At 65.1% G+C, this 17,519-nt stretch carries 20 protein-coding genes; 8 read left to right on the top strand and 12 right to left on the bottom strand.

Annotated features, from left to right (window positions below):
- Positions 1 to 112 precede the first annotated feature (112 nt).
- The 3 genes from AC5Y4C_RS09680 to AC5Y4C_RS09670 are packed head-to-tail and all read left to right on the top strand — an operon-like array spanning position 113 to position 1,894.
- A complete protein-coding gene (locus AC5Y4C_RS09680) occupies positions 113 to 1,405 on the top strand; it encodes a cytochrome P450 (protein WP_499962728.1) in 1,293 nt (430 codons plus the stop codon).
- The gene (locus AC5Y4C_RS09675) at positions 1,402 to 1,593 is read left to right on the top strand and encodes a ferredoxin (RefSeq protein ID WP_499909015.1); all 192 of its coding nucleotides are present in this window, start codon (positions 1,402 to 1,404) and stop codon (positions 1,591 to 1,593) included. Before AC5Y4C_RS09680 ends, AC5Y4C_RS09675 begins: the two co-directional genes overlap by 4 nt.
- Positions 1,594 to 1,609: 16 nt before the next feature.
- Positions 1,610 to 1,894 (top strand): DUF1330 domain-containing protein, encoded by a 285-nt coding sequence (locus AC5Y4C_RS09670; protein ID WP_499909013.1) that lies wholly within the window; start codon positions 1,610 to 1,612, stop codon positions 1,892 to 1,894.
- Between the two features lie 18 nt (positions 1,895 to 1,912).
- On the opposite strand, the gene AC5Y4C_RS09665 is transcribed toward AC5Y4C_RS09670, so the two are convergent.
- From AC5Y4C_RS09665 to AC5Y4C_RS09625, 9 genes are all read right to left on the bottom strand, one after another.
- Positions 1,913 to 3,118: a cytochrome P450 gene (locus AC5Y4C_RS09665; RefSeq protein WP_499962518.1), complete on the bottom strand. Its 1,206-nt coding sequence runs from the start codon at positions 3,116 to 3,118 to the stop codon at positions 1,913 to 1,915.
- A gap of 7 nt (positions 3,119 to 3,125) precedes the next feature.
- Positions 3,126 to 3,326 carry a ferredoxin gene (locus AC5Y4C_RS09660; protein WP_499909009.1) on the bottom strand — a complete coding sequence of 67 codons (201 nt, stop codon included), beginning with the start codon at positions 3,324 to 3,326 and terminating at the stop codon, positions 3,126 to 3,128.
- Positions 3,323 to 4,525: a cytochrome P450 gene (locus tag AC5Y4C_RS09655; RefSeq protein ID WP_499962516.1), complete on the bottom strand. Its 1,203-nt coding sequence runs from the start codon at positions 4,523 to 4,525 to the stop codon at positions 3,323 to 3,325. The genes AC5Y4C_RS09660 and AC5Y4C_RS09655 overlap by 4 nt, the downstream gene beginning before the upstream one ends.
- A 71-nt stretch (positions 4,526 to 4,596) precedes the next feature.
- Positions 4,597 to 5,397, bottom strand: a complete 801-nt coding sequence (locus AC5Y4C_RS09650) for an NAD(P)-dependent oxidoreductase (RefSeq protein ID WP_499909005.1) — start codon at positions 5,395 to 5,397, stop codon at positions 4,597 to 4,599.
- Entirely contained in the window at positions 5,394 to 6,209 is an 816-nt protein-coding gene (locus AC5Y4C_RS09645) for an NAD(P)-dependent oxidoreductase (RefSeq protein WP_499962514.1), read from the bottom strand. Before AC5Y4C_RS09645 ends, AC5Y4C_RS09650 begins: the two co-directional genes overlap by 4 nt.
- A complete protein-coding gene (locus tag AC5Y4C_RS09640; RefSeq protein WP_499962512.1) occupies positions 6,209 to 7,099 on the bottom strand; it encodes an alpha/beta fold hydrolase in 891 nt (296 codons plus the stop codon). Before AC5Y4C_RS09640 ends, AC5Y4C_RS09645 begins: the two co-directional genes overlap by 1 nt.
- Positions 7,096 to 8,754 carry a thiolase C-terminal domain-containing protein gene (locus tag AC5Y4C_RS09635; protein ID WP_499908999.1) on the bottom strand — a complete coding sequence of 553 codons (1,659 nt, stop codon included), beginning with the start codon at positions 8,752 to 8,754 and terminating at the stop codon, positions 7,096 to 7,098. Before AC5Y4C_RS09635 ends, AC5Y4C_RS09640 begins: the two co-directional genes overlap by 4 nt.
- A gap of 117 nt (positions 8,755 to 8,871) precedes the next feature.
- Positions 8,872 to 9,267 carry a PaaI family thioesterase gene (locus AC5Y4C_RS09630; protein WP_499962510.1) on the bottom strand — a complete coding sequence of 132 codons (396 nt, stop codon included), beginning with the start codon at positions 9,265 to 9,267 and terminating at the stop codon, positions 8,872 to 8,874.
- Positions 9,264 to 10,241, bottom strand: a complete 978-nt coding sequence (locus AC5Y4C_RS09625; protein ID WP_499962508.1) for a LysR family transcriptional regulator — start codon at positions 10,239 to 10,241, stop codon at positions 9,264 to 9,266. The genes AC5Y4C_RS09630 and AC5Y4C_RS09625 overlap by 4 nt, the downstream gene beginning before the upstream one ends.
- A 108-nt stretch (positions 10,242 to 10,349) precedes the next feature.
- On the opposite strand from AC5Y4C_RS09625, the gene AC5Y4C_RS09620 reads away from it, so the two are divergent.
- The 4 genes from AC5Y4C_RS09620 to AC5Y4C_RS09605 are packed head-to-tail and all read left to right on the top strand — an operon-like array spanning position 10,350 to position 13,616.
- A complete protein-coding gene (locus AC5Y4C_RS09620; RefSeq protein WP_499962506.1) occupies positions 10,350 to 11,636 on the top strand; it encodes an aromatic ring-hydroxylating oxygenase subunit alpha in 1,287 nt (428 codons plus the stop codon).
- Positions 11,633 to 11,956, top strand: coding sequence for a hypothetical protein (locus AC5Y4C_RS09615; RefSeq protein WP_499908990.1), 324 nt, complete (start codon positions 11,633 to 11,635; stop codon positions 11,954 to 11,956). Before AC5Y4C_RS09620 ends, AC5Y4C_RS09615 begins: the two co-directional genes overlap by 4 nt.
- Positions 11,957 to 11,961: 5 nt before the next feature.
- The gene (locus tag AC5Y4C_RS09610; protein WP_499962505.1) at positions 11,962 to 12,771 is read left to right on the top strand and encodes a TauD/TfdA dioxygenase family protein; all 810 of its coding nucleotides are present in this window, start codon (positions 11,962 to 11,964) and stop codon (positions 12,769 to 12,771) included.
- On the top strand, positions 12,768 to 13,616 hold the full coding sequence (locus AC5Y4C_RS09605; RefSeq protein ID WP_499908986.1) for a TIGR03619 family F420-dependent LLM class oxidoreductase: 849 nt from the start codon (positions 12,768 to 12,770) through the stop codon (positions 13,614 to 13,616). Before AC5Y4C_RS09610 ends, AC5Y4C_RS09605 begins: the two co-directional genes overlap by 4 nt.
- Here the strand turns inward: AC5Y4C_RS09605 and AC5Y4C_RS09600 are convergent.
- From AC5Y4C_RS09600 to AC5Y4C_RS09590, 3 genes are read right to left on the bottom strand one after another with little or no spacing between them, the layout of a single operon-like run.
- Entirely contained in the window at positions 13,613 to 14,569 is a 957-nt protein-coding gene (locus AC5Y4C_RS09600; RefSeq protein ID WP_499962503.1) for a TIGR03564 family F420-dependent LLM class oxidoreductase, read from the bottom strand. The genes AC5Y4C_RS09605 and AC5Y4C_RS09600 overlap by 4 nt on opposite strands.
- Before the next feature lie 12 nt (positions 14,570 to 14,581).
- Positions 14,582 to 15,322, bottom strand: coding sequence for a hypothetical protein (locus AC5Y4C_RS09595; RefSeq protein WP_499962501.1), 741 nt, complete (start codon positions 15,320 to 15,322; stop codon positions 14,582 to 14,584).
- Positions 15,322 to 16,248 (bottom strand): NAD-dependent epimerase/dehydratase family protein, encoded by a 927-nt coding sequence (locus AC5Y4C_RS09590; RefSeq protein WP_499962499.1) that lies wholly within the window; start codon positions 16,246 to 16,248, stop codon positions 15,322 to 15,324. The genes AC5Y4C_RS09595 and AC5Y4C_RS09590 overlap by 1 nt, the downstream gene beginning before the upstream one ends.
- An 81-nt stretch (positions 16,249 to 16,329) precedes the next feature.
- Between AC5Y4C_RS09590 and AC5Y4C_RS09585 the strand changes: the two genes are divergently transcribed.
- A complete protein-coding gene (locus AC5Y4C_RS09585; protein WP_499962497.1) occupies positions 16,330 to 17,517 on the top strand; it encodes an acyl-CoA dehydrogenase family protein in 1,188 nt (395 codons plus the stop codon).
- Positions 17,518 to 17,519: the final 2 nt, after the last annotated feature.

The following is a 17,519-nucleotide window of genomic DNA, read 5'->3' as shown; positions in this document are numbered from 1 at the left end:
TGGGTCCGCGTTGACGGCGGCGCGCCGACTGTGAAAATCTGATACTCATTGATGAGAGTCACGTTCTCGTAGCAAGAGATCGTCGGAAACGGAGTGGCACATGGCGGAGGATCTGGCGGAGGATTTGACCAAGGTCGACTTCTTCCGGGACGGCCGTCTGACCGACGACCCGTATCCGTTCTACGAGGCACTTCGCAACAAATGCCCGGTCACCCGCGAAGAGCACTACGGCGTCACGATGGTGACTGGCTGGCAGGAGGCCGTCGACGTCTACAACGACGCCGAAACATTCTCGTCGTGCATCTCGGTGACCGGGCCGTTCCCGGGCTTTCCGGTACCGCTCGAAGGGGACGACGTCACCGAGATCATCAAGGAGCATCGCGACGAGATCCCGTTCAGCGACCAGTTGCCGACACTGGATCCGCCGACTCACACCAACCACCGCGCCCTGCTGATGCGGCTGATCACGCCGAAGCGCCTCAAGGAGAACGAGGACGCGATGTGGCAGCTCGCCGACGACATCCTCGACGACTTCCTGGCGCCAGGTCAGGGCGAGTTCATCAAGGGATTTGCCGGCCCGTTCACGTTACGCGTGATCGCCGATCTGCTCGGCGTCCCCGACGAGGACCGTCCCGAGCTATTGGAGCGGCTCGCGCGGGGCACCCATGGCAGCGGCCTGGGCAACGCGGACAAGACGCTGGCCAAAACCCCGCTGGAATACCTCTACGACGTCTTCGCCACATACATCGAAGACCGCCGGCGCGAGCCCCGCGACGACGTGCTGACCGGACTGGCCACCGCGACGTTCCCCGACGGGACGGTGCCCGACGTCGGTGACGTGGTGCGCGTCGCCACCAACGTGTTCTCGGCCGGGCAGGAGACCACCGTGCGTCTGCTCGGCACCGCGATGAAGATGCTCGGTGACCGTCCCGACATCCAGCGCAAGCTGCGCAACGACCGAAGCCTGCTGCCGAACTTCATCGAAGAGTGCCTGCGCATCGAAAGCCCGGTGAAGGGCGACTTCCGGTTGTCGCGGGTGCCTACCACCGTCGGCGAGCAGCCACTGGGCGCCGGCTGCACGGTGATGGTGATCAACGGTGCGGCCAACCGCGACCCGCGCCGCTTCGACGACCCCGATGTCTTCGACCCCGAGCGCAAGAATGCTCGCCAGCACCTCGCGTTCGGACGCGGCATCCACAGTTGCCCCGGTGCGCCCCTGGCGCGCGCCGAGACGCGCGTCGGGCTCGAGCGGTTGCTGGACCGCACCACCGACATCCGCATCAGCGAGGCGCATCACGGTCCGCCGAATAACCGCCGCTACCAATACATTCCGACCTACATACTGCGCGGGCTCACCGAGCTGCACATCGAATTCGACCTGGCGGCGAACGGAGGTGGCCGGTGAAGGTCGCCGTCGACGAGGACCGCTGCCGAGGCCATGGCATGTGTCTGACGCTGTGTCCTGATGTGTTTCACATGACCGACGACGGCTACGCCGTCGCCGATCCGGCCGAGGTGCCCGACGGTCTCGAAGATGCGGCCAAGGACGCGATTGCGAACTGCCCGGAGCAGGCGATCGTCGAAACCGATTGACAGTAAAGGAGATTCAGTGCCAAAGGGTTACATCCTCATCACCGAGGACGTCAAAGATCCGGCTGGAATGGCCGAGTACGCCAAGCTGGCCGGTAAGGCGATGGCGGGGTCCACGCTCCTGGCGTTCGACCAGAACCCTGAGGTGCTCGAGGGCCAATGGCATGGCACGCAAACCGTGCTGCTGGAGTTCGAATCGGTCGATGCCGCCCGTGAGTGGTACAACTCCGAGGCCTACCAGCAAGCGGTCAAGCTGCGCCAGAAGGCTGCCGACTGCAACGGCGTGATCCTCTCCGGCCTCTGAGACGTTCCGCGGGCCGAATCAGGTCAGCACGCGGACGGGTACATGCGACCAGCCTGCGACGTTCTGCATTGTCACCCGTCGGCACTCATCCCAGAAGACCTCGTAGCGCGGCATGAAGTCGAGCAGCTTCTCGAGTGCTATCGCGCTTTCCATCCGGGCCAGCGCCGCACCCAGACAGCTGTGCACCCCGTACCCGAAGCCGAGGTTCTGCGCCTCGGTGCGGTCGCGGTCGATGTCGAATTTGTCGGCGTCGGTGAACGCTTCGGGGTCCCGGTTCGCCGAACCGCCGAGCAGCAAGACCGGTTTGCCCGCCGGAATGGTCACGCCGTGCAGCTGGACGTCGCGCATGGACCGTCGCACGTTGTACTGGTTCGGTGCCTCGTAGCGCAGCAGCTCTTCGACAGCGGCCGGGATCTTGCTGCGGTCGTCGAGCAGTTTCTGCCACTGGTCGGGGTTGCGGGCGAAGGTGACGGCGGCATTGCCCACCAGCTTGGTCACAGTCTCGGCGCCGGCTCCGCCCAATAACGTTGCGAAGCTTGCGATTTCGAAGTCGTCGAGTTGGCGCTGCTGGCCGTGTTCGTCCTGGATTTCGGCCGCGATCAAGCGGCTGAACATGTCGTCGCGAGGCTGTGCGCGCCGCTCCTGGATCAGCTGGTAATACAGCGCGAACGTTTCGCCGACGGCCTGCAGGCCCTGCTCGGACATCTCGACCTGCCCGGGCTCACGATGCAGCGTCGTGTCGACCCATTCGCGCACCTTCTGGCGGTATTCCTCAGGGACACCGAGCATTTCCGTGATGATCTCGACCGGGAACAACGCGGAGAAGTCCTGCACGACGTCGAATCGTTCGGGATTGGCGTCGGCGATATAGCGCTCGATTGTCTTGGTGACCATGGGCCGCAACGCCTCGATCGCCCGCGGCGTGAAGACCTTGTTGATCAGGCTGCGCATCTGGCGGTGCTCGGGCGGGTCCATCACGATGATCGCCTTCATCGGCGGCGGCTCAGCGGCTTTCACCATCGCCAAGTCCAGCCCGTACGCCGACGAGTAGGTCTCGTAATCCTTGAACGCGGCCGCCACGTCTTCGTGCCGGGACAGAGCGTAGAAATCGTACTGCTCGTTGTAATACACCGGCGCTTCCTCGCGCATGCGCCGGTAGATCTCCCAAGGACCGTTGAAGAACTCCTCGGAAAACGGGTCGAAAACGAGTCCTGTTGTGGTCATTGGCTGCTCACTCGTCGCTGATCGATATCGCCTGACGCGGACATTGCCGAACGGCCTCCTTGACCTGACTCTCGATTTCGGGTGTGACCTCCTCCTGGAGGACGTGAAGGTAATCCTGGTCGTCGAGTTCGAACACTTCCGGGATGATGCCCATACACACCCCGTTGCTCTCGCAGAGGCCGAAGTCGACCTTGATCTTCTTCGTCATTTCACAACCCTCACTGGCACTCGGTGGTATCCGGCGACGTTTTGCATGTGCACGCGCTCCAGACCGTCGAAGTCGACCTCGTAGCGCGGCATGAAGTCGAGCAGGTGCTCGAGTGCGATGGTCGTCTCCAGCCGTGCCAGGGCCGCACCGAGGCAGCTGTGGATGCCGTAGCCCAGGCCAAGGTGCGGAGCCTGGGTGCGGTCGCGGGTGATATTGAACGTCTCGGCATCGTCGAATGCGCGCGGGTCACGATTGGCGGCCGCTTTCATCAGGAACACCGGCTTGTTCGCGGGAATCGTGCCGCTGGGCACTTCGGCTTCCTTCAGTGTGTAGCGCACGTTGTACTGGACCGGGCCTACGTACCGCAGTAACTCCTCGACGGCGGCGGGTACCAGGCTGCGGTTGTCGAGCAACATCTGCCACTGCTCGGGATGCCGCGCGAATTCGACTACGGCACTGCCGACCAACTTGGTCACGGTCTCAGCGCCCGCGCCGCCCAAGAGCGCGACGAAGCCGGTGATCTCGATGTCGTCGAGCTTGCGCATTTGGCCGTTGTCGCCGGGTATCTCAGCGGCGATCAGCCGGCTGATCATGTCGTCTTGCGGGTTCTGCCGACGCTCCTGCACCAGGCTGTAGTAGTAGACCCCGGCGTCCATGTTGGCCTGGATGTTCTCTTCGGACATCTCGAGCTGTCCTGGCTTGACTTCCAGACCCTTGTCGATCCAGTGCCGGACCTGCTGGCGGTAGTCCTCCGGCACCCCGGCCATCCTGGTGATCACCTCCACCGGAAACGGGCCGGAGAAGTCCTGAACCACATCGAAGTTGTCGGGATCCACCTTGGACAGAAAGTGCTCGACCAGTTCGACGACCGTTTCGCGCTGGGACTGGATGGCCCGCGGGGTGAACGCCTTGTTGAGCAGGCTGCGCATGAAGCGGTGTTCCGGCGGATCCATGAAGATGATGGATTTCTGGAATCCCTCGCCGGACTTGATCATGGACAGGTGGCACCCGCGGGTGGAGGAGAACGATTCGTGGTCTTTGAGAGCCGCCGCCACGTCCGCATACCGGGTCAGCGCGTAGAAGTCCTCGTCCTCGTCGTAGTAGATCGGAGCCTCATCGCGCATCCGCCGATAGATCTCGTACGGATTGTCGAAGTACTCTTGCGAATACGGGTTGAACACCAGTTTCGGCTTGGTCATGGTTTCCTCTTTCGCGGCGGGCTGATGACCTGGAGAAGCCGGATCGCAGGCGGTGGCGGCGGTCGTCTCATTCACGCCTCCAGTCCCGCGTTGATGATGTCGTCAAGCGGTCCCATGTGACAGCCCAACTCGGCAAGGGTCTTGCGGATCACCGCGACGTCCTTGCCGATGAAGTCTGCGACCGCGGAGACGAAGGTCGACGCCGACCCCGCGGCGGCTATCCGGCTCAGCGCGCTGCTGGTGCCGCTGCCATGCGGAAGTGCTTGCAACAGAGTCGATTCCGGTATGCCCAGTCGACTGCCCAACTCGATCACCTCGGTGACCAGCCCGATCTGGGCGGCGAACAGCGCATTGTTGATCAGCTTGACCCGCTGACCCGTACCGATCGGCCCGACGTGAAGCACCGGATCGCCGTAGCTGGACAGCAGCGGTTGGACCTGTGCGACTGCCTGGTCGGCGCCGCCGACGAAAAGCGTGACGTGGCCGGCCGAAACATCGTGCGGCCCACCGCTGACGGGTGCGTCGACGACCTCGATGAAGTACCTGTCGGCGCGCGTCGCGATCGCCTCTGCGGTGTCGGGACTGCCGGTGGTGTGGATCACGAGCACCGATCCCGGCTTCATCGCCGCCAGCAGATCACCTTCGAGGCAGATCTTCCGCACCTGCTCATCGGTGAACACGCAGACGACGACGACATCGGCATCCGCGGCCAGCGCGGTGACCGCGGTGACCGGCTGCGCGCCCAAAGCTCGGATGTCAGAACTCTTTTCGGGTGTACGGATCAGCACGCGAACGTCATGGCCCGCGTCTGCGAGGCGCCCGACCATCGGAGCGCCCATGCGCCCCGCCCCGATCAAGCCGACACGGCTCACCGCGGGTGCCCCAGCAATTCCAATGCGGCGTCGGCCGCGTCGAGCACTGCGCCCGGGGTGACGCCGGCTTTCTGGGTGATATCCACCACCAGCCGAACGTCCTTCTGCAGCAGCGCGCCGGCCACTTGAGTGAGCACCTCGAGACTGCCACCCAGCGCGGCGATGCTGCCCAGCGCAGCGCTGTTGGCCGAGCCGCGCGTGAGAACGTCGGCCAGGCTCGCGGCGCTGACACCCAGTGCCTCGCCGAGTTGCAGGGTGGTCTTCGCGTTGGCGAGGTTGGCGGTGAACAACAAGTTGTTGAGCAGCTTGGCCACCTGGCCCGAGCCCAGCGGCCCGAGATAGACGTGACTGCCATACGTGTCGAACACGGGGCGGCACCGCGCAACGACGTCTTCGTCGCCGCCGGCCATCACCAGCAGGCGCTTCTCGGCCACCGCGGGAGCGCCCCCGCTGACCGGCGCATCGATGACCGAAACACCCTTTCTCTCAACCTTTTCCGCGATCCTGCGACAGGTGTCGGGATGGACCGTGCTGTGAATCGCGATCACCGAGCCGTCGCTCATTCCGGCCAGGACGCCGTCGTCTCCGCTCAGTACTTCCTCGACGTCGGCGTCGCCGACCACGCACAGGCAGACCAGGTCGCTGGCCGCTGCCAGCTCTGCCGGTGAGCCGGCGACTTTCGCAGCAGTGTCGGCGTAGGGCTCGAGCGACGCCGGACGGCGTGCCCACAGCGTCGTCTCGAAACCGGCATCGACGATCGCGCGCGCCATCGGTCCGCCCTGGCTGCCCAGCCCGATGAATCCGATCCGCATCAGCTGGCCTCCGGTTGGACGTTCACTTTGCCCGAAACATGCAGTGCAACAGCGCATTCCTCGACAAACGACAGCACACCCAGGTGGTATGCGGCCGCGGTGTGGCCCAGGCTCAGGTTGTGGCCGCTGTCGCGCTGCTCGTTGACCACAACGCGGGGCGCGGAGGTGAACATCGCGGCGACGTCATCGAGGCCGCGAGCGCCGTTCTCCCAGAACGGTTCCTGGTCGGCCAGCGTGAACCGGACCGGAACACGCACCTGCGCTGCCAGAGCGGGGAAGTCGCGATTGGGCCACGTCGCGACCACGGTGCCCTCATAGGCGGGCGACGGTGACTGCACCCCGCCGATGACGTCGTCGGGGTAGAGGTGCGCTGCGTCCCAGAGCAATTCGCGCACACCCCGGCGGATGTCACGGATCTTCGGTCTGTTGAGGACCGCATGAGCGGCGGGCTGGTTGCGCCGACCGGTGCCCGAGGTCTCCAGGCCCAGCACCTTCGGGTCGGCGACCGCCATTCGAACGGTGAGCTCGGAGCCGTTGGAGTGACCGAGTAAGAACAGGCCGGCGCCGCGCGACCGGGTGCCGAGGATGGCATCGACCACGCCATAAGCCAATTCGACGCGGCGATCCGGATCCGTCATGGTCTCGGCGTGCGGCGCCGACGCGCCGAATCCGGGGCGGTCGATCGCGATCGCGGTGAATCCGAGTGCTGCGGCCAGCCGCAGGAAGGACAACCGGGGATGTCCTGGGCAGTCGTAGTACGCCGACGTCGTGGCGCCGCCGTGAATCGCGACGACGGTGGCCCGCGGTTCTGGTGCTTCGGCGAGCAGACCGGACATCGGTATGCCGTCGACCTCGACGACGCACGAAGACGGCGCGGGCCAGTTGCTCATGTGTCCGCCCGCAACAGGATTGCGCCGCTGGGAGTGAGCCCGCCGCTGCTGACGACGGCAACCCGTGCGTCTTTCACCTGGCGCTCGCCGCCTTCGCCACGCAGTTGGGTGACGGCCTCGTGCACCAACCCCATCCCGTGGGTGCGTCCGTGCGACAGCTGGCCGCCGTGAGTGTTCAACGGCAGCACGCCATCCCGCGCGATGTTGTGTCCACCGTCGAGGAAGTCTTTGGCCTCGCCGATGCCGCAGAATCCCAAGGCCTCGATCCAGGACAGGCAATTGATGGTGAATCCGTCGTACAGCTCGGCGACGTCGACGTCGTCGGGCCGCAACGAGGTCCGGCTCCACATGTGCGCCGCCTGTCCGAGCGACTGCGGTTCATGCGTCAGCGTGCTCTGATCCCAGTCGAGCCGCTCGATGATCTGCGTACCGACGGCTTCGACGAGCACCGGCGGCTTGGCCATGTCGCGGGCGACGTCGACGTGCGACACGATCACCGCGACCGCTCCGTCGCAAGGCACATCGCAGTCGTAGAGGCCGAACGGCGTCGTGATGATCCGCGCGTCCAGATAGTCCTGCATGGTCATCGGTTTGCGGTAGATCGCGGTCGGGTTCAGCGCGGCATTGGCGCGCTGGTTCAACGCAATCCAGCCCAGCGTCTCGCGCGTGGTGCCGTAGCGGTGGAAGTGCCGCTGGGCGTTCTGGGCCAGCGTGTGCGCCGCAGACACCGCCCCGAACGGCAGGAACCAGCTGTCTGCCCGCATCATCGGCGCGATCTTGCCCTGCTTCATCAACTCGCCGTGCGTCGCTTCCCACAGCGTCCGGAAGCACAGCACATGCCGAGCCAACCCGGTGGCCACGGCGAGCATGGCGGCGATCACCGAGCCGCCGGGACCGAACGTCTCGATGCCGCCGTTGTGCCACGTCGGCCGAATACCGAGTGCCGACTCCAGCGCCGTCACTCCGCCTTCACTGAACGGACCGAAGCCGCCGCCGCCCGGATACGTCGACAGTCCGTCGATCTCGTCGAATGTCAGTCCGGCGTCGGCGATTGCGCGTTCGCAGGCCTCGATCGTCAAGGCCAGCGGCGGCCGCATCAGACGCCGGCCGATCTCGGACATCCCGATGCCGGTCAGCGCGACCTTGTCCTCGAATTTGTCCCGGGTCAGCATCGGGCGAACGTGTTCGCCGAACCGCTCCGGGTCGATCTCGTCGACGGCTTGCGGCGCCGGCTCGGCGGGTTGTTCGGCCGCTGGCCGGAACAGCGGCAGGTAGATGTCGTCGTGCTGATCGAAGACCACTTCGACCAGCTGGCCGATCTCGAGTTGGTCGGGGTCGCAGTCGACGATGTTCGTCGTCAGCCGCACGCGCGGGTCTTCGACGATCGCGACCTGAGCCACGACGTAGGGCGCGGTCAGCCCCGGCAGGCTGAACCGGTGGTTGACGGTGAAGCCGGACAGTGTCGCGCGGCCCGAGACGGCCCGCACGCCGCTTTCATGTGATCGGCAGTAGCGGCAGATCGGCGCGGGCGGGTGGATCAGCGCGTTGCATCTCGTGCATTCCTGAAATCGCAATGTGCCGTCAGCACCGGAGCGCCAGAAGAACTCGGTCTCGTCGGTGACGGGGGGCAGGGGACGGCCTAGTGCTTCGGACACATCACGTCCACGGGTTTGATAGTGGCCTCCAGGGACACGGCGTTCTCAGTGATGAGAATCACGTTATCAGGCGGCGCGATCATGAATCCATAGCTGGCCGGCGTGTTTTTTGTACGGTCAGTCTTGTTGGCCCACGGCGGCGAAGTTGACCGTCGCCGTCGCGCCCATTTCGCTGTCGTTGCCGCGGTAGATGTCGACCTGGACGACGACGGATCGCTTGCCGGTCCGCAGAATTCGCGCGACCGCGCGAGCCGGGCCGATCTTGATCGGGCGCAGGTAGCGGATGAACAGGTCGGTGGTCGCAATCGCGTTGCCGAACGGCGTTGCCCGTGCTGCCAACTGGCCGGCCGTGACGTCGGCCATGGTGGCGATCAGCCCGCCCTGCAAGCCGCCGGCGACGTTGGTGACACGGTCGTCCACCGGCATCTCCATCACCACGGTGCCGTCGGACGACGGAACCTCGCACAGGCCGAGCTGGTCGAACAGCTCTCGCAACGAGCGGGGTGCCGTCATCTGCGCCCGCTTCGTGCGATCTCGACGCGCAAATCGTCGCTCAGCGTAGGTTCGCGCGCCGAAATCGCGGAGTTCTCGACGATGATCTCGCATGCCGTCTCGTGGAAGGCACTGATGAGCGTCGAGAACGACAGTTCGAACGGGTAGATCATGTGCACATCCAGCGGCTCGGGCGTCCAGTCAGGCAGCACCGGGACGATGCTGCCGTCGCGCAGTTCGTTGGTGCAGATGATCTGGGTGGGCATCGCGCCGATGCCGAGCCCATGCAAGATGTACTGCTTGCACACCTGAAAGTTGTTGGCACGCGCCCGGATTCGCGGTGACAGTTCGCAGCGTCGGTTGTCTTTGGCCAGGATCAGCCTGCGTGGCCCGCAGAACCCGAAGTCGATGAACGGCAGCGCGTTCAGCTGCTCGGGCGCAGTGACCGGCTCGGGCAGTCGACGCACGAAGTCCGCCGACGCGCACAGGAACAGTTCGAGGCTGAACACCTTGCGGGCGATCAGCGTCGAATCCTGCAGCGGTCCGGTCCCGAACACCACGTCGAAACCGTCTTTGACCGGGTCGACCATGGAGTCCACCAGCCGGATGTCCAGCCGCGAGTGCGGATAGCGCTGCAGGAAGGTCGCGCCCACCCGCGATGCGTAGTCGATGCCGACGAAAACCGGTATGGCCACGCGCAATTCGCCTCGCGGCTCGTGCCGGCTGGCTTCGGCCAAGGCACGTACGCCGTTGGCCTCTTCGAGGATCTTCACCGCGTGCGCGTAGACCCGCTCGCCAAGGTCGGTCACGGTCAGTTGATGGGTGTTCTTGCGAAGCAGCTTGATGCCCAAGTCGCACTCGAGCTTGCTCAGCTTGCGGCTCACCGTCGACTTCGGCATGTCCAGCACCGCCGCCGCCTTCGAGACGCTGCGGCATTCCACCACCTTGCCGAACACCAGCAACGCGGCCAAGTCGAAGGTCGGGGCCTGCTTCATGAGAGTTCCAAATATGCAACAGGGTGTTGAAGGTTTGCACCTGTTTCGCTGATTTCTGCGGCTGTAGCGTCGGCCGGAACGGAGGAGGCCAGTGAGAAGGAGAGCCTCATGAGCCAAGACGTCCTGGTGGCCAAGCCGGCAAGCGGGCACTGGACCGACGCATATCCCGAATTGGGCCGCGGCCCCATCTCGCTCGACGACTGCGTGTCCGAGGAGTTCTACGCCAAGGAACGCGAGCATGTCTTCGCCAAAACGTGGCTCTATGTCGGGCGCGTCGAGCGCGTCCCGCGTTCGGGCAGCTACTTCACGCGCGAGCTGAAGTGTCTCAACACGTCGGTGATCGTCGTGCGCGGGAAAGACGGCGTGATCCGCGCTTTCCACAACATCTGTCCGCACCGCGGCAACAAGTTGTTGTGGCGCGACGATCCGTTCGAAGAAGTCCAAGGGCGCGCCCCCGTGCTGTACTGCCGGTTCCACGGGTGGCGCTACAACCTCGACGGGTCGCTGCTGGCCCCGACCCGCAAGGACTTGCTGCTCGACTTCGATCCCGACAGTTGCCGGGTGCCGCCGATCCAGTGCGAGGTGTGGGAAGGCTTCATCTTCGTCAACCTCAACCCGCTCAACACCGAGCCGCTGCGCGACTTCCTGGGCCCGCTGGCCCACGGCATCGAGGGCTATCCCTTCGACGGCCCGCACCAGGTATACCGGTTCAAGGCCGAATTGCAGTGCAACTGGAAGATTTTCGTCGACGGTTTCGCCGAGAGCTATCACGGTCCATACCTGCACGCGTCGTCGTTCGGCAACCTCACCGCCGAGGCCAAAGCCGCTCTGGACAAACCCAATCCCTTCACCGATGCGCTGGCCTACCAACTCAAGGGCCCGCACCGAATGTTCTCGTTCGCCGGCGAACCGTCACGCAAGACTCCGTACTCCAAGCCCATCGAATGCGTCATGGAGGCCAGTGCGGCCGGCCCGTGGAACAAGCGCAGCGATCGCGGTCCGATGCCACCCGGGCTCAATCCCACCCGCTCTGAGAAGTACGGGTTCGACTCCTTCCAGTTCTTCCCGAACTTCGTGCTGATCTTCGGGGCGTCCGGGTTCAGCACGCACACGCACTGGCCCACCGGCCCGCATTCGCACATTTTCGAAGTGGAGATGTTCTATCAGCCGCCGAGGACCCACAAGGAGCGGCTGGGACAAGAGCTCACCGTGACTTTTCTCAACGACATCATCCTGGAAGACGCCAGCCCGCTGGAAGGCATGCAGGCGATGCTCAATAGCGGTGTGATCAAGCAGTTTCCGGTCAACGACGAAGAGATCCTGATCCGCCACCTGCACAAGGTGGTCGCCGACTACGTCCGCGACGGCGAGGCCCGCAAAGCCGAGGTGCCATGAATCACTCACTGCCGCAACAGTTCCAGGACCTCGAACACCTGGTGCCCGAGTGGGCCATCGAAGACGGCCACCAGCGCTACGTGAAGCGGGTGAACAGTTCGATGGAACAGATCCGCGCGTTCTACGACGAGGTGTTTCCACACGCCCAGGCTGCGGTGGCGTATCTGGACGAATTCGACTACGACCAGCCGTTAACGCCGGAAGCCGCCAACTTGCGCAACCTGCTGTACTCGCTGATCACTGTGTCGCTGGCCGTGGAGTTGTGGAACCAGCCGCGCGTGCAGCATTCGGCGAACACGATCCTGACGCGATTGAGCTGATCCGGATGGACATCGTCGACTGCACACCGATGATCGGCAGCGAGATCAAGACCGACCTGGACACGCTGCTCTCGGGCCGCGAAGCGGAAACGATCCGCGACACACTGCAACAGCGCGGAGTGGTCTTCTTCCGCGGTCTGCAGATCAGCGACGAGCAGCAGGTCGCGATCGCCACCACATTGGGCGCCATCGTGGCCAACGAAGGCCAAGGCGGCATCTACAAGATCTCACTCGACAAGAACGTGAACGAGCGGGCGCAGTATCTGAAGGGTTCGATGTTCTGGCACTTCGACGGCTCGCTTCAGCCTTACCCGAATCTGGCGACACTGCTGCGGGCCGTCAAACTTTCGGACACCGGTGGACAAACGGAGTTCTGCAACACCTACGCCGCGTACGAGGAGCTACCCCAAGCCGACAAGGATGCGATCGCCGACCTCCGGGTGGTCCACAGCGCCGAACGCTCGCAGTACTACGTGAACCCGGAGATGAGCTACGAGGAAGTCGTGTTCTGGCAGAAGTCGCCGACGAAGTCCTGCCCTCTGGTGTGGACCCACCGGTCCGGGCGAAAGTCGCTGCTGCTGGGCGCGACAGCGGACTACGTGATCGGGTTGCCGGTGGAGCAAAGTCGTGCGCTGCTCGCACGCTTGCGTGACTGGGCCACTCAGCCCCGGTACGTGTACCGCCACGAGTGGCAGGTGGGCGATCTGCTGATTTGGGACAACACCGGCACCATGCACCGGGCGCTGCCGTATTCCGCCGACAGCGGCCGGCTCATGCACCGCACGGTGCTGGCGGGAGAAGAGCCGCTGCAGTGAAACTGGGACTCACGACGCCCGTCGTCACCAACGTCGGCGGCGCTGCGCTGACGTGGGAGAAAACCGCGACGATCGACGACATCGGCCGCGTCGCAGAGGCTGCCGACCGGCTCGGCTACCACCATCTGACCTGCAGCGAGCACATCGGCGTGCCGTCCAGTGAGGCGCCGCGGCGCGGCGCGCGGTACTGGGACCCACTGGCTACGTTCGGCTACGTCGCGGCGCGGACCCGGCAGATCCGGCTCGCCACCATGACGCTGGTGCTGGGCTACCATCACCCGCTGGCGATCGTAAAGCGTTACGGCACACTGGACCACGTCAGCAGGGGTCGGGTGATCCTCGGCGTCGGAGTCGGCACGCTGAAGGAGGAGTTCGACTTGCTCGGCGCACCGTTCGAGGACCGCGGTGCTCGCGCCGACGACGCATTGAAAGCACTTCGGGCGGCGCTGCCGAGTAACGAGCCCGCTTACTCTGGGGACTACTACGAGTTCAGCGGCCTCACGGTCGACCCCTGCGCGCTGCAGCCGCACATGCCCATCTGGATCGGCGGTCGCACCCGCCGGTCGCTACGACGGGCGGTCACCCTCGCCGACGGGTGGTGCCCGTTCAACGTCTCCGTCGCCACGGCTGCCGAATGGCTGAAATACTATGACCTTCCAACAGGTTTCGACGTCGTGCTGCCGGCGGATCGACCGCTCGACCCGGTGGGGCAGCCGGAGTCGACGAGACGAACACTTCAGACGATGGCCGCCGCCGGCGTGACAACCGTGTCTGCGCGGTTCGTCCACCACTCGCTCGAGCATTACCTCGAGCAGGTGCACGCGCTGGCCGAACTGCAACCCTAGAGCTGCGGGCCGATCGACGCGAGGAAGTCCTGCGTGCGCTGCCGCGACGCCGTGCGCGTGGCCGCGTCGGCACCAAGCGGGACGACACGGGCGGCAAGATCGGTGACGCCGGCATCGCGGTAGCGCCGCAACCGGGAAAGGATCGCGTTCTCGTCGCCCGCGGCCATCGTGTCGCCGACGTCTTCGGCGTCGCCGTGCTCGAGGAGCCGGACATAGTTCGGTGAGATCTCGGCGTGGCCGAGCACCTCGTTGGCATGGCCACGGGCAGCGTCGATCTCGTCGTCCCCGCACAACACCACCGGAACACAGGCGACGATCCGCGGGTCTGGCCGCCCGGCGCTGGCCGCCGCGGCGGTGATGCGGGGAGCCACGTGATGTTCGACGGCGCGTTCGTCGGCCATCCACAGGATGGTGCCGCCGGTGTGTTCGCCGGCGATGCGCAGCATCGTAGGACCAAGTGCCGCAAGCAGAATCGGCATCGTGGTCGATTCGGTGACGTCCATCGGGCTGTGCACGCGGAAGGTCGTGTTCTCGACGTCGACGCGGCCGGGTTGTCTGAACGCCGCGTCGAGCACCTGAAGGTAGTCGCGAACCAACGCGGCAGGGCGGTCATAGGTCAGGCCGAGCTGGTCGGCGACGATCCAGTGGTGTGACGGCCCGAGGCCGAGGGTGAACCGGCCGCGGCAGGCCATCTGCGTGGTGAGGGCCTGCTGCGCCATCGGAATCGGGTGGCGGGTCTGCACGGGCACGACCGCGGTCCCGATCTCGATGTGGCCAGTGGATTGTCCGAGTAGGGCAGCGGCAGTCATCGCGTCGAGGTAACCGGGGACCTGGGGAATCCAGAACGATGCGAAGCTTGCTGCTTCGGCCGCCTGCCCGTCGGCGATCAGTCCGGTCAGCCGCTCGTGGCGTGGACGCTCCTTGTCGGAGCCGATCATCAGGCCGAGGCGCACGTCGACTCCTGTTCACGGTACATAGCGACCCCATTCGTACGGCACCACGACCTGAAACGGCGCGGCGAGAAGAGGCTCGAGATCATCTTTGCACCAACGCTTTTCGAGTACGGGCCGGAGGCGCTGTGCGGTCTGGACCGGCTCGTCGTCGAGAAAGCAGTATGAGATCTGCTGGCCGGGCTCCGCGCTGCTGAAACCGCGGACGTCTTCGCCCACCCCGGTCCAGATTCCGGCGACGCCCTCGACGTCGAGTAGCTCTGACGCCTGGGCGGAGCCCCGTTCGAGGAGCAGGTACACGCCGCGGGCCGGCCACCACGGCAACACGTCGGCACCAATTTTGATTCGGCTCGCGGCGACCTTCGCGGTGACACCATAGACCGCGCGTTGCACCGGTGGAAGCAGCGGGAGCTTGCGGCCAGCCGCACCCAGGGCAATCGACAAGTCGTTGAAGCGTTGCAGCCCATTGACATCGGTGAAGAAGTACGTCATCACGTGGTCGATCGCGTCGAAGCGACCGGGGCTGGCCGCCCTGACCGCACGGCATTCCGGCGTCGACACGACGCGCAAGGATGCGCGCACGGCGGACAGCCGGTGTTGTTCGGGCCGATGGTCCAACGTGTGCCAACGCAGATACTCCGCATCGCTGCCGTCGGGATGGCGGGTCGCCATGGACACGAACAGCGTGCCGATGTCGCCTCGGCCGGCGTCGAGAACTCCGGCCACCTGATCGGAGGGCGTGCCAGGCAACATCATCAGCCGCGACTTCCTGCCGAGTTCGGTTCGGACCGTTGAAGTTCAGGATGGCGGGCTCCGATCATCCGGCGGAAGCCGTCCCGCCAGTGCACAGACGTGCGGCCGAGCACCTGGTGCATGTAGGTGACGTCGGGCCACAGCGGTGGGTGCGCGTCGGGGGTGTACTCGAACATCGGCTCGACGCCGACGAGCTCACCCATGTAGGTGCAGTACTCCTCGACACTGACGGTCTCGCTGCCGGCCCAATTGACGACGAGCGGAGGAGTCGAGGCAACCTCCATGGCGCGGATGCCCAGCCGCACGTAGTCGTCTTCATAGATCGGGTTGTAGTTATTGGGCTTGTCCGGATGCAGCCGGATCGGCTTGCGCGCCAACATCATTTCCAAGCGGTCGGCGGGGGCACCACCTTCGGGCCCGTACGTCGAGCAGATCCGGATGATCGTCAACGGAATACCGAAATGCTCAGCGACCCAGGTGCATACGGACTCAGCGGCAACTTTGGAGAAGCTGTAGTTCGCGCGCAGCGGCACACCCGGCGGGTCGGCCTCCGTCAGCGGTCGCCGGCCCTGATAGCCGTAGACCGACCCGGTGGAACAGAACACGAAACCCTTGGCCGCACGGCAATGATGCAAAAGCTGACCCGAGTTGTGGGCGTTGGTTTTTACGCAGGTCGGCCAATCGCCGGTGCCGGTGTCAACCGCAGCATGGAAGACGTAGGTGAAGTCGCCGGGCAGCATCGAGAAGTCGCCGGCGGACATATCGAGCACAATGGGTCTGATCCCGGCGCCCGCGAGCTTTTCGCGGTCGGCCGGACTGCGCAGCCGAGCCGCGCCCCAGACTTCGTTGTCCGGCGCTAGCGCCCGCGCGATGGGGAACGCGATCTTGCCGGTGGCTCCGGTGATGAGAATCTTTTCTCCGACGAGCACCTGACACCCTTCCTGTCGCGGCAGCTCTCCGCAGCCTATAAAGTACTTGATACCTAGCGCCATGGATCGGCGAGGAGTGCCGTGCGACTGACCTTGGATGCCGAACTGGAGGCCTTCCGGGCACGATTCGTCGCCTTCCTCGACGAGCATCTTCCGCCGGAGGCGGCCACCTGGGAGCGGTCACGGTCGAGCTCTCACGTCCCGGAGTGGGCGAGGCGGTGGCAACGGGCACAATTCGAGCACGGCTGGCTGTTGCCCGGAAATCCCCCCGAATTCGGTGGGCGCAATGCCGACATCCTGCAGCAGTACGTGCATCGCGACGAGCTGTCGCGGCGGCGGATCTATCACTGCTACAACCCGCAAGGCGTGGGCATCATCGCGGCGTCGTTGCTGTCGTTCGGCACCGAAGAACAGAAGCGCAGGTGGGCGGTGCCGATCCTGCGTGGCGACATGACCGCATCGCTGGGGATGAGTGAGCCCGGCGCCGGCTCTGATCTGGCCGGGCTGCGGACACAGGCGGTGCTGCGTACCGACGCCGGCGGGCGACACTTCGTGGTCAATGGGCAGAAACTGTGGACCTCCGGGGCGCACGACGCCGACGTGCTGCTCACGTTCGTACGCACGGATCCTGCCGCCGCGAAGCATAAAGGCCTGAGCGCCTTATTGATTCGCACCGACAGCCCAGGGGTGGTGTGCCGGCCGATCCCCGCGGTGTACGACCGCGACCAGCTGGACTTCAACGAGGTGTTCTTCACTGACGTGCGGGTGCCCGCCGAGAACCTTGTCGGTCCGCTCAATGGCGGCTGGAAGGTGGCCAACGGGTCGCTGGGCCATGAACGCACGCTCATGTGGATGAACTTCGCCAGCCACCTGCGCGACCTTCTCGACGACTTTCCCCTCGAGACCGCCGTCGACCGCGACCGTTTCGCGACGGCGGCGATCGACTATCAAGCGCTGCGGCTGCTGGGTTCCGCGGCGCTGGCGCGGGCGGCGCGAGGCAATCCCGACATGGCCGCCATCTCGGTGCTCAAACTGCTCGGTTCGGAGGGGGCGCAAAACGTGGCGAGGCATGCGCTCGACGCCGCGGGCGGCGACGGGCTCGCCGATCCGGCGATGACCGCGCTGTACAACCCGTACGGTTCGGATCACGCCACCGCAAGCTGGTTCGCGCGCTACGCGGCGAGCTATGCGGGCACGATCGCCGGTGGCACATCGGAGATTCAGCGCAACATCATCGCGCAGCAGGTCCTCCGGTTGCCCCGATCCTGAGC

Source organism: Mycobacterium sp. NGS35, assembly GCF_059812855.1.
The sequence above is the reverse complement of the archived record's forward strand: the minus strand, read 5'-3'. Positions and strand labels throughout refer to the sequence as shown.

Bases quoted from the DNA above. Each gene is read 5' to 3' on its own strand.
- AC5Y4C_RS09645 (WP_499962514.1), bottom strand. From the start codon at position 6,209: ATGCGGATCGGATTCATCGGGCTGGGCAGCCAGGGCGGACCGATGGCG.
- AC5Y4C_RS09620 (WP_499962506.1), top strand. From the start codon at position 10,350: ATGAGCCAAGACGTCCTGGTGGCCAAGCCGGCAAGCGGGCACTGGACC.
- AC5Y4C_RS09665 (WP_499962518.1), bottom strand. From the start codon at position 3,118: ATGACCACAACAGGACTCGTTTTCGACCCGTTTTCCGAGGAGTTCTTC.
- AC5Y4C_RS09640 (WP_499962512.1), bottom strand. From the start codon at position 7,099: ATGAGCAACTGGCCCGCGCCGTCTTCGTGCGTCGTCGAGGTCGACGGC.
- AC5Y4C_RS09655 (WP_499962516.1), bottom strand. From the start codon at position 4,525: ATGACCAAGCCGAAACTGGTGTTCAACCCGTATTCGCAAGAGTACTTC.
- AC5Y4C_RS09610 (WP_499962505.1), top strand. From the start codon at position 11,962: ATGGACATCGTCGACTGCACACCGATGATCGGCAGCGAGATCAAGACC.
- AC5Y4C_RS09660 (WP_499909009.1), bottom strand. From the start codon at position 3,326: ATGACGAAGAAGATCAAGGTCGACTTCGGCCTCTGCGAGAGCAACGGG.
- AC5Y4C_RS09595 (WP_499962501.1), bottom strand. From the start codon at position 15,322: ATGATGTTGCCTGGCACGCCCTCCGATCAGGTGGCCGGAGTTCTCGAC.
- AC5Y4C_RS09625 (WP_499962508.1), bottom strand. From the start codon at position 10,241: ATGAAGCAGGCCCCGACCTTCGACTTGGCCGCGTTGCTGGTGTTCGGC.
- AC5Y4C_RS09630 (WP_499962510.1), bottom strand. From the start codon at position 9,267: ATGACGGCACCCCGCTCGTTGCGAGAGCTGTTCGACCAGCTCGGCCTG.
- AC5Y4C_RS09615 (WP_499908990.1), top strand. From the start codon at position 11,633: ATGAATCACTCACTGCCGCAACAGTTCCAGGACCTCGAACACCTGGTG.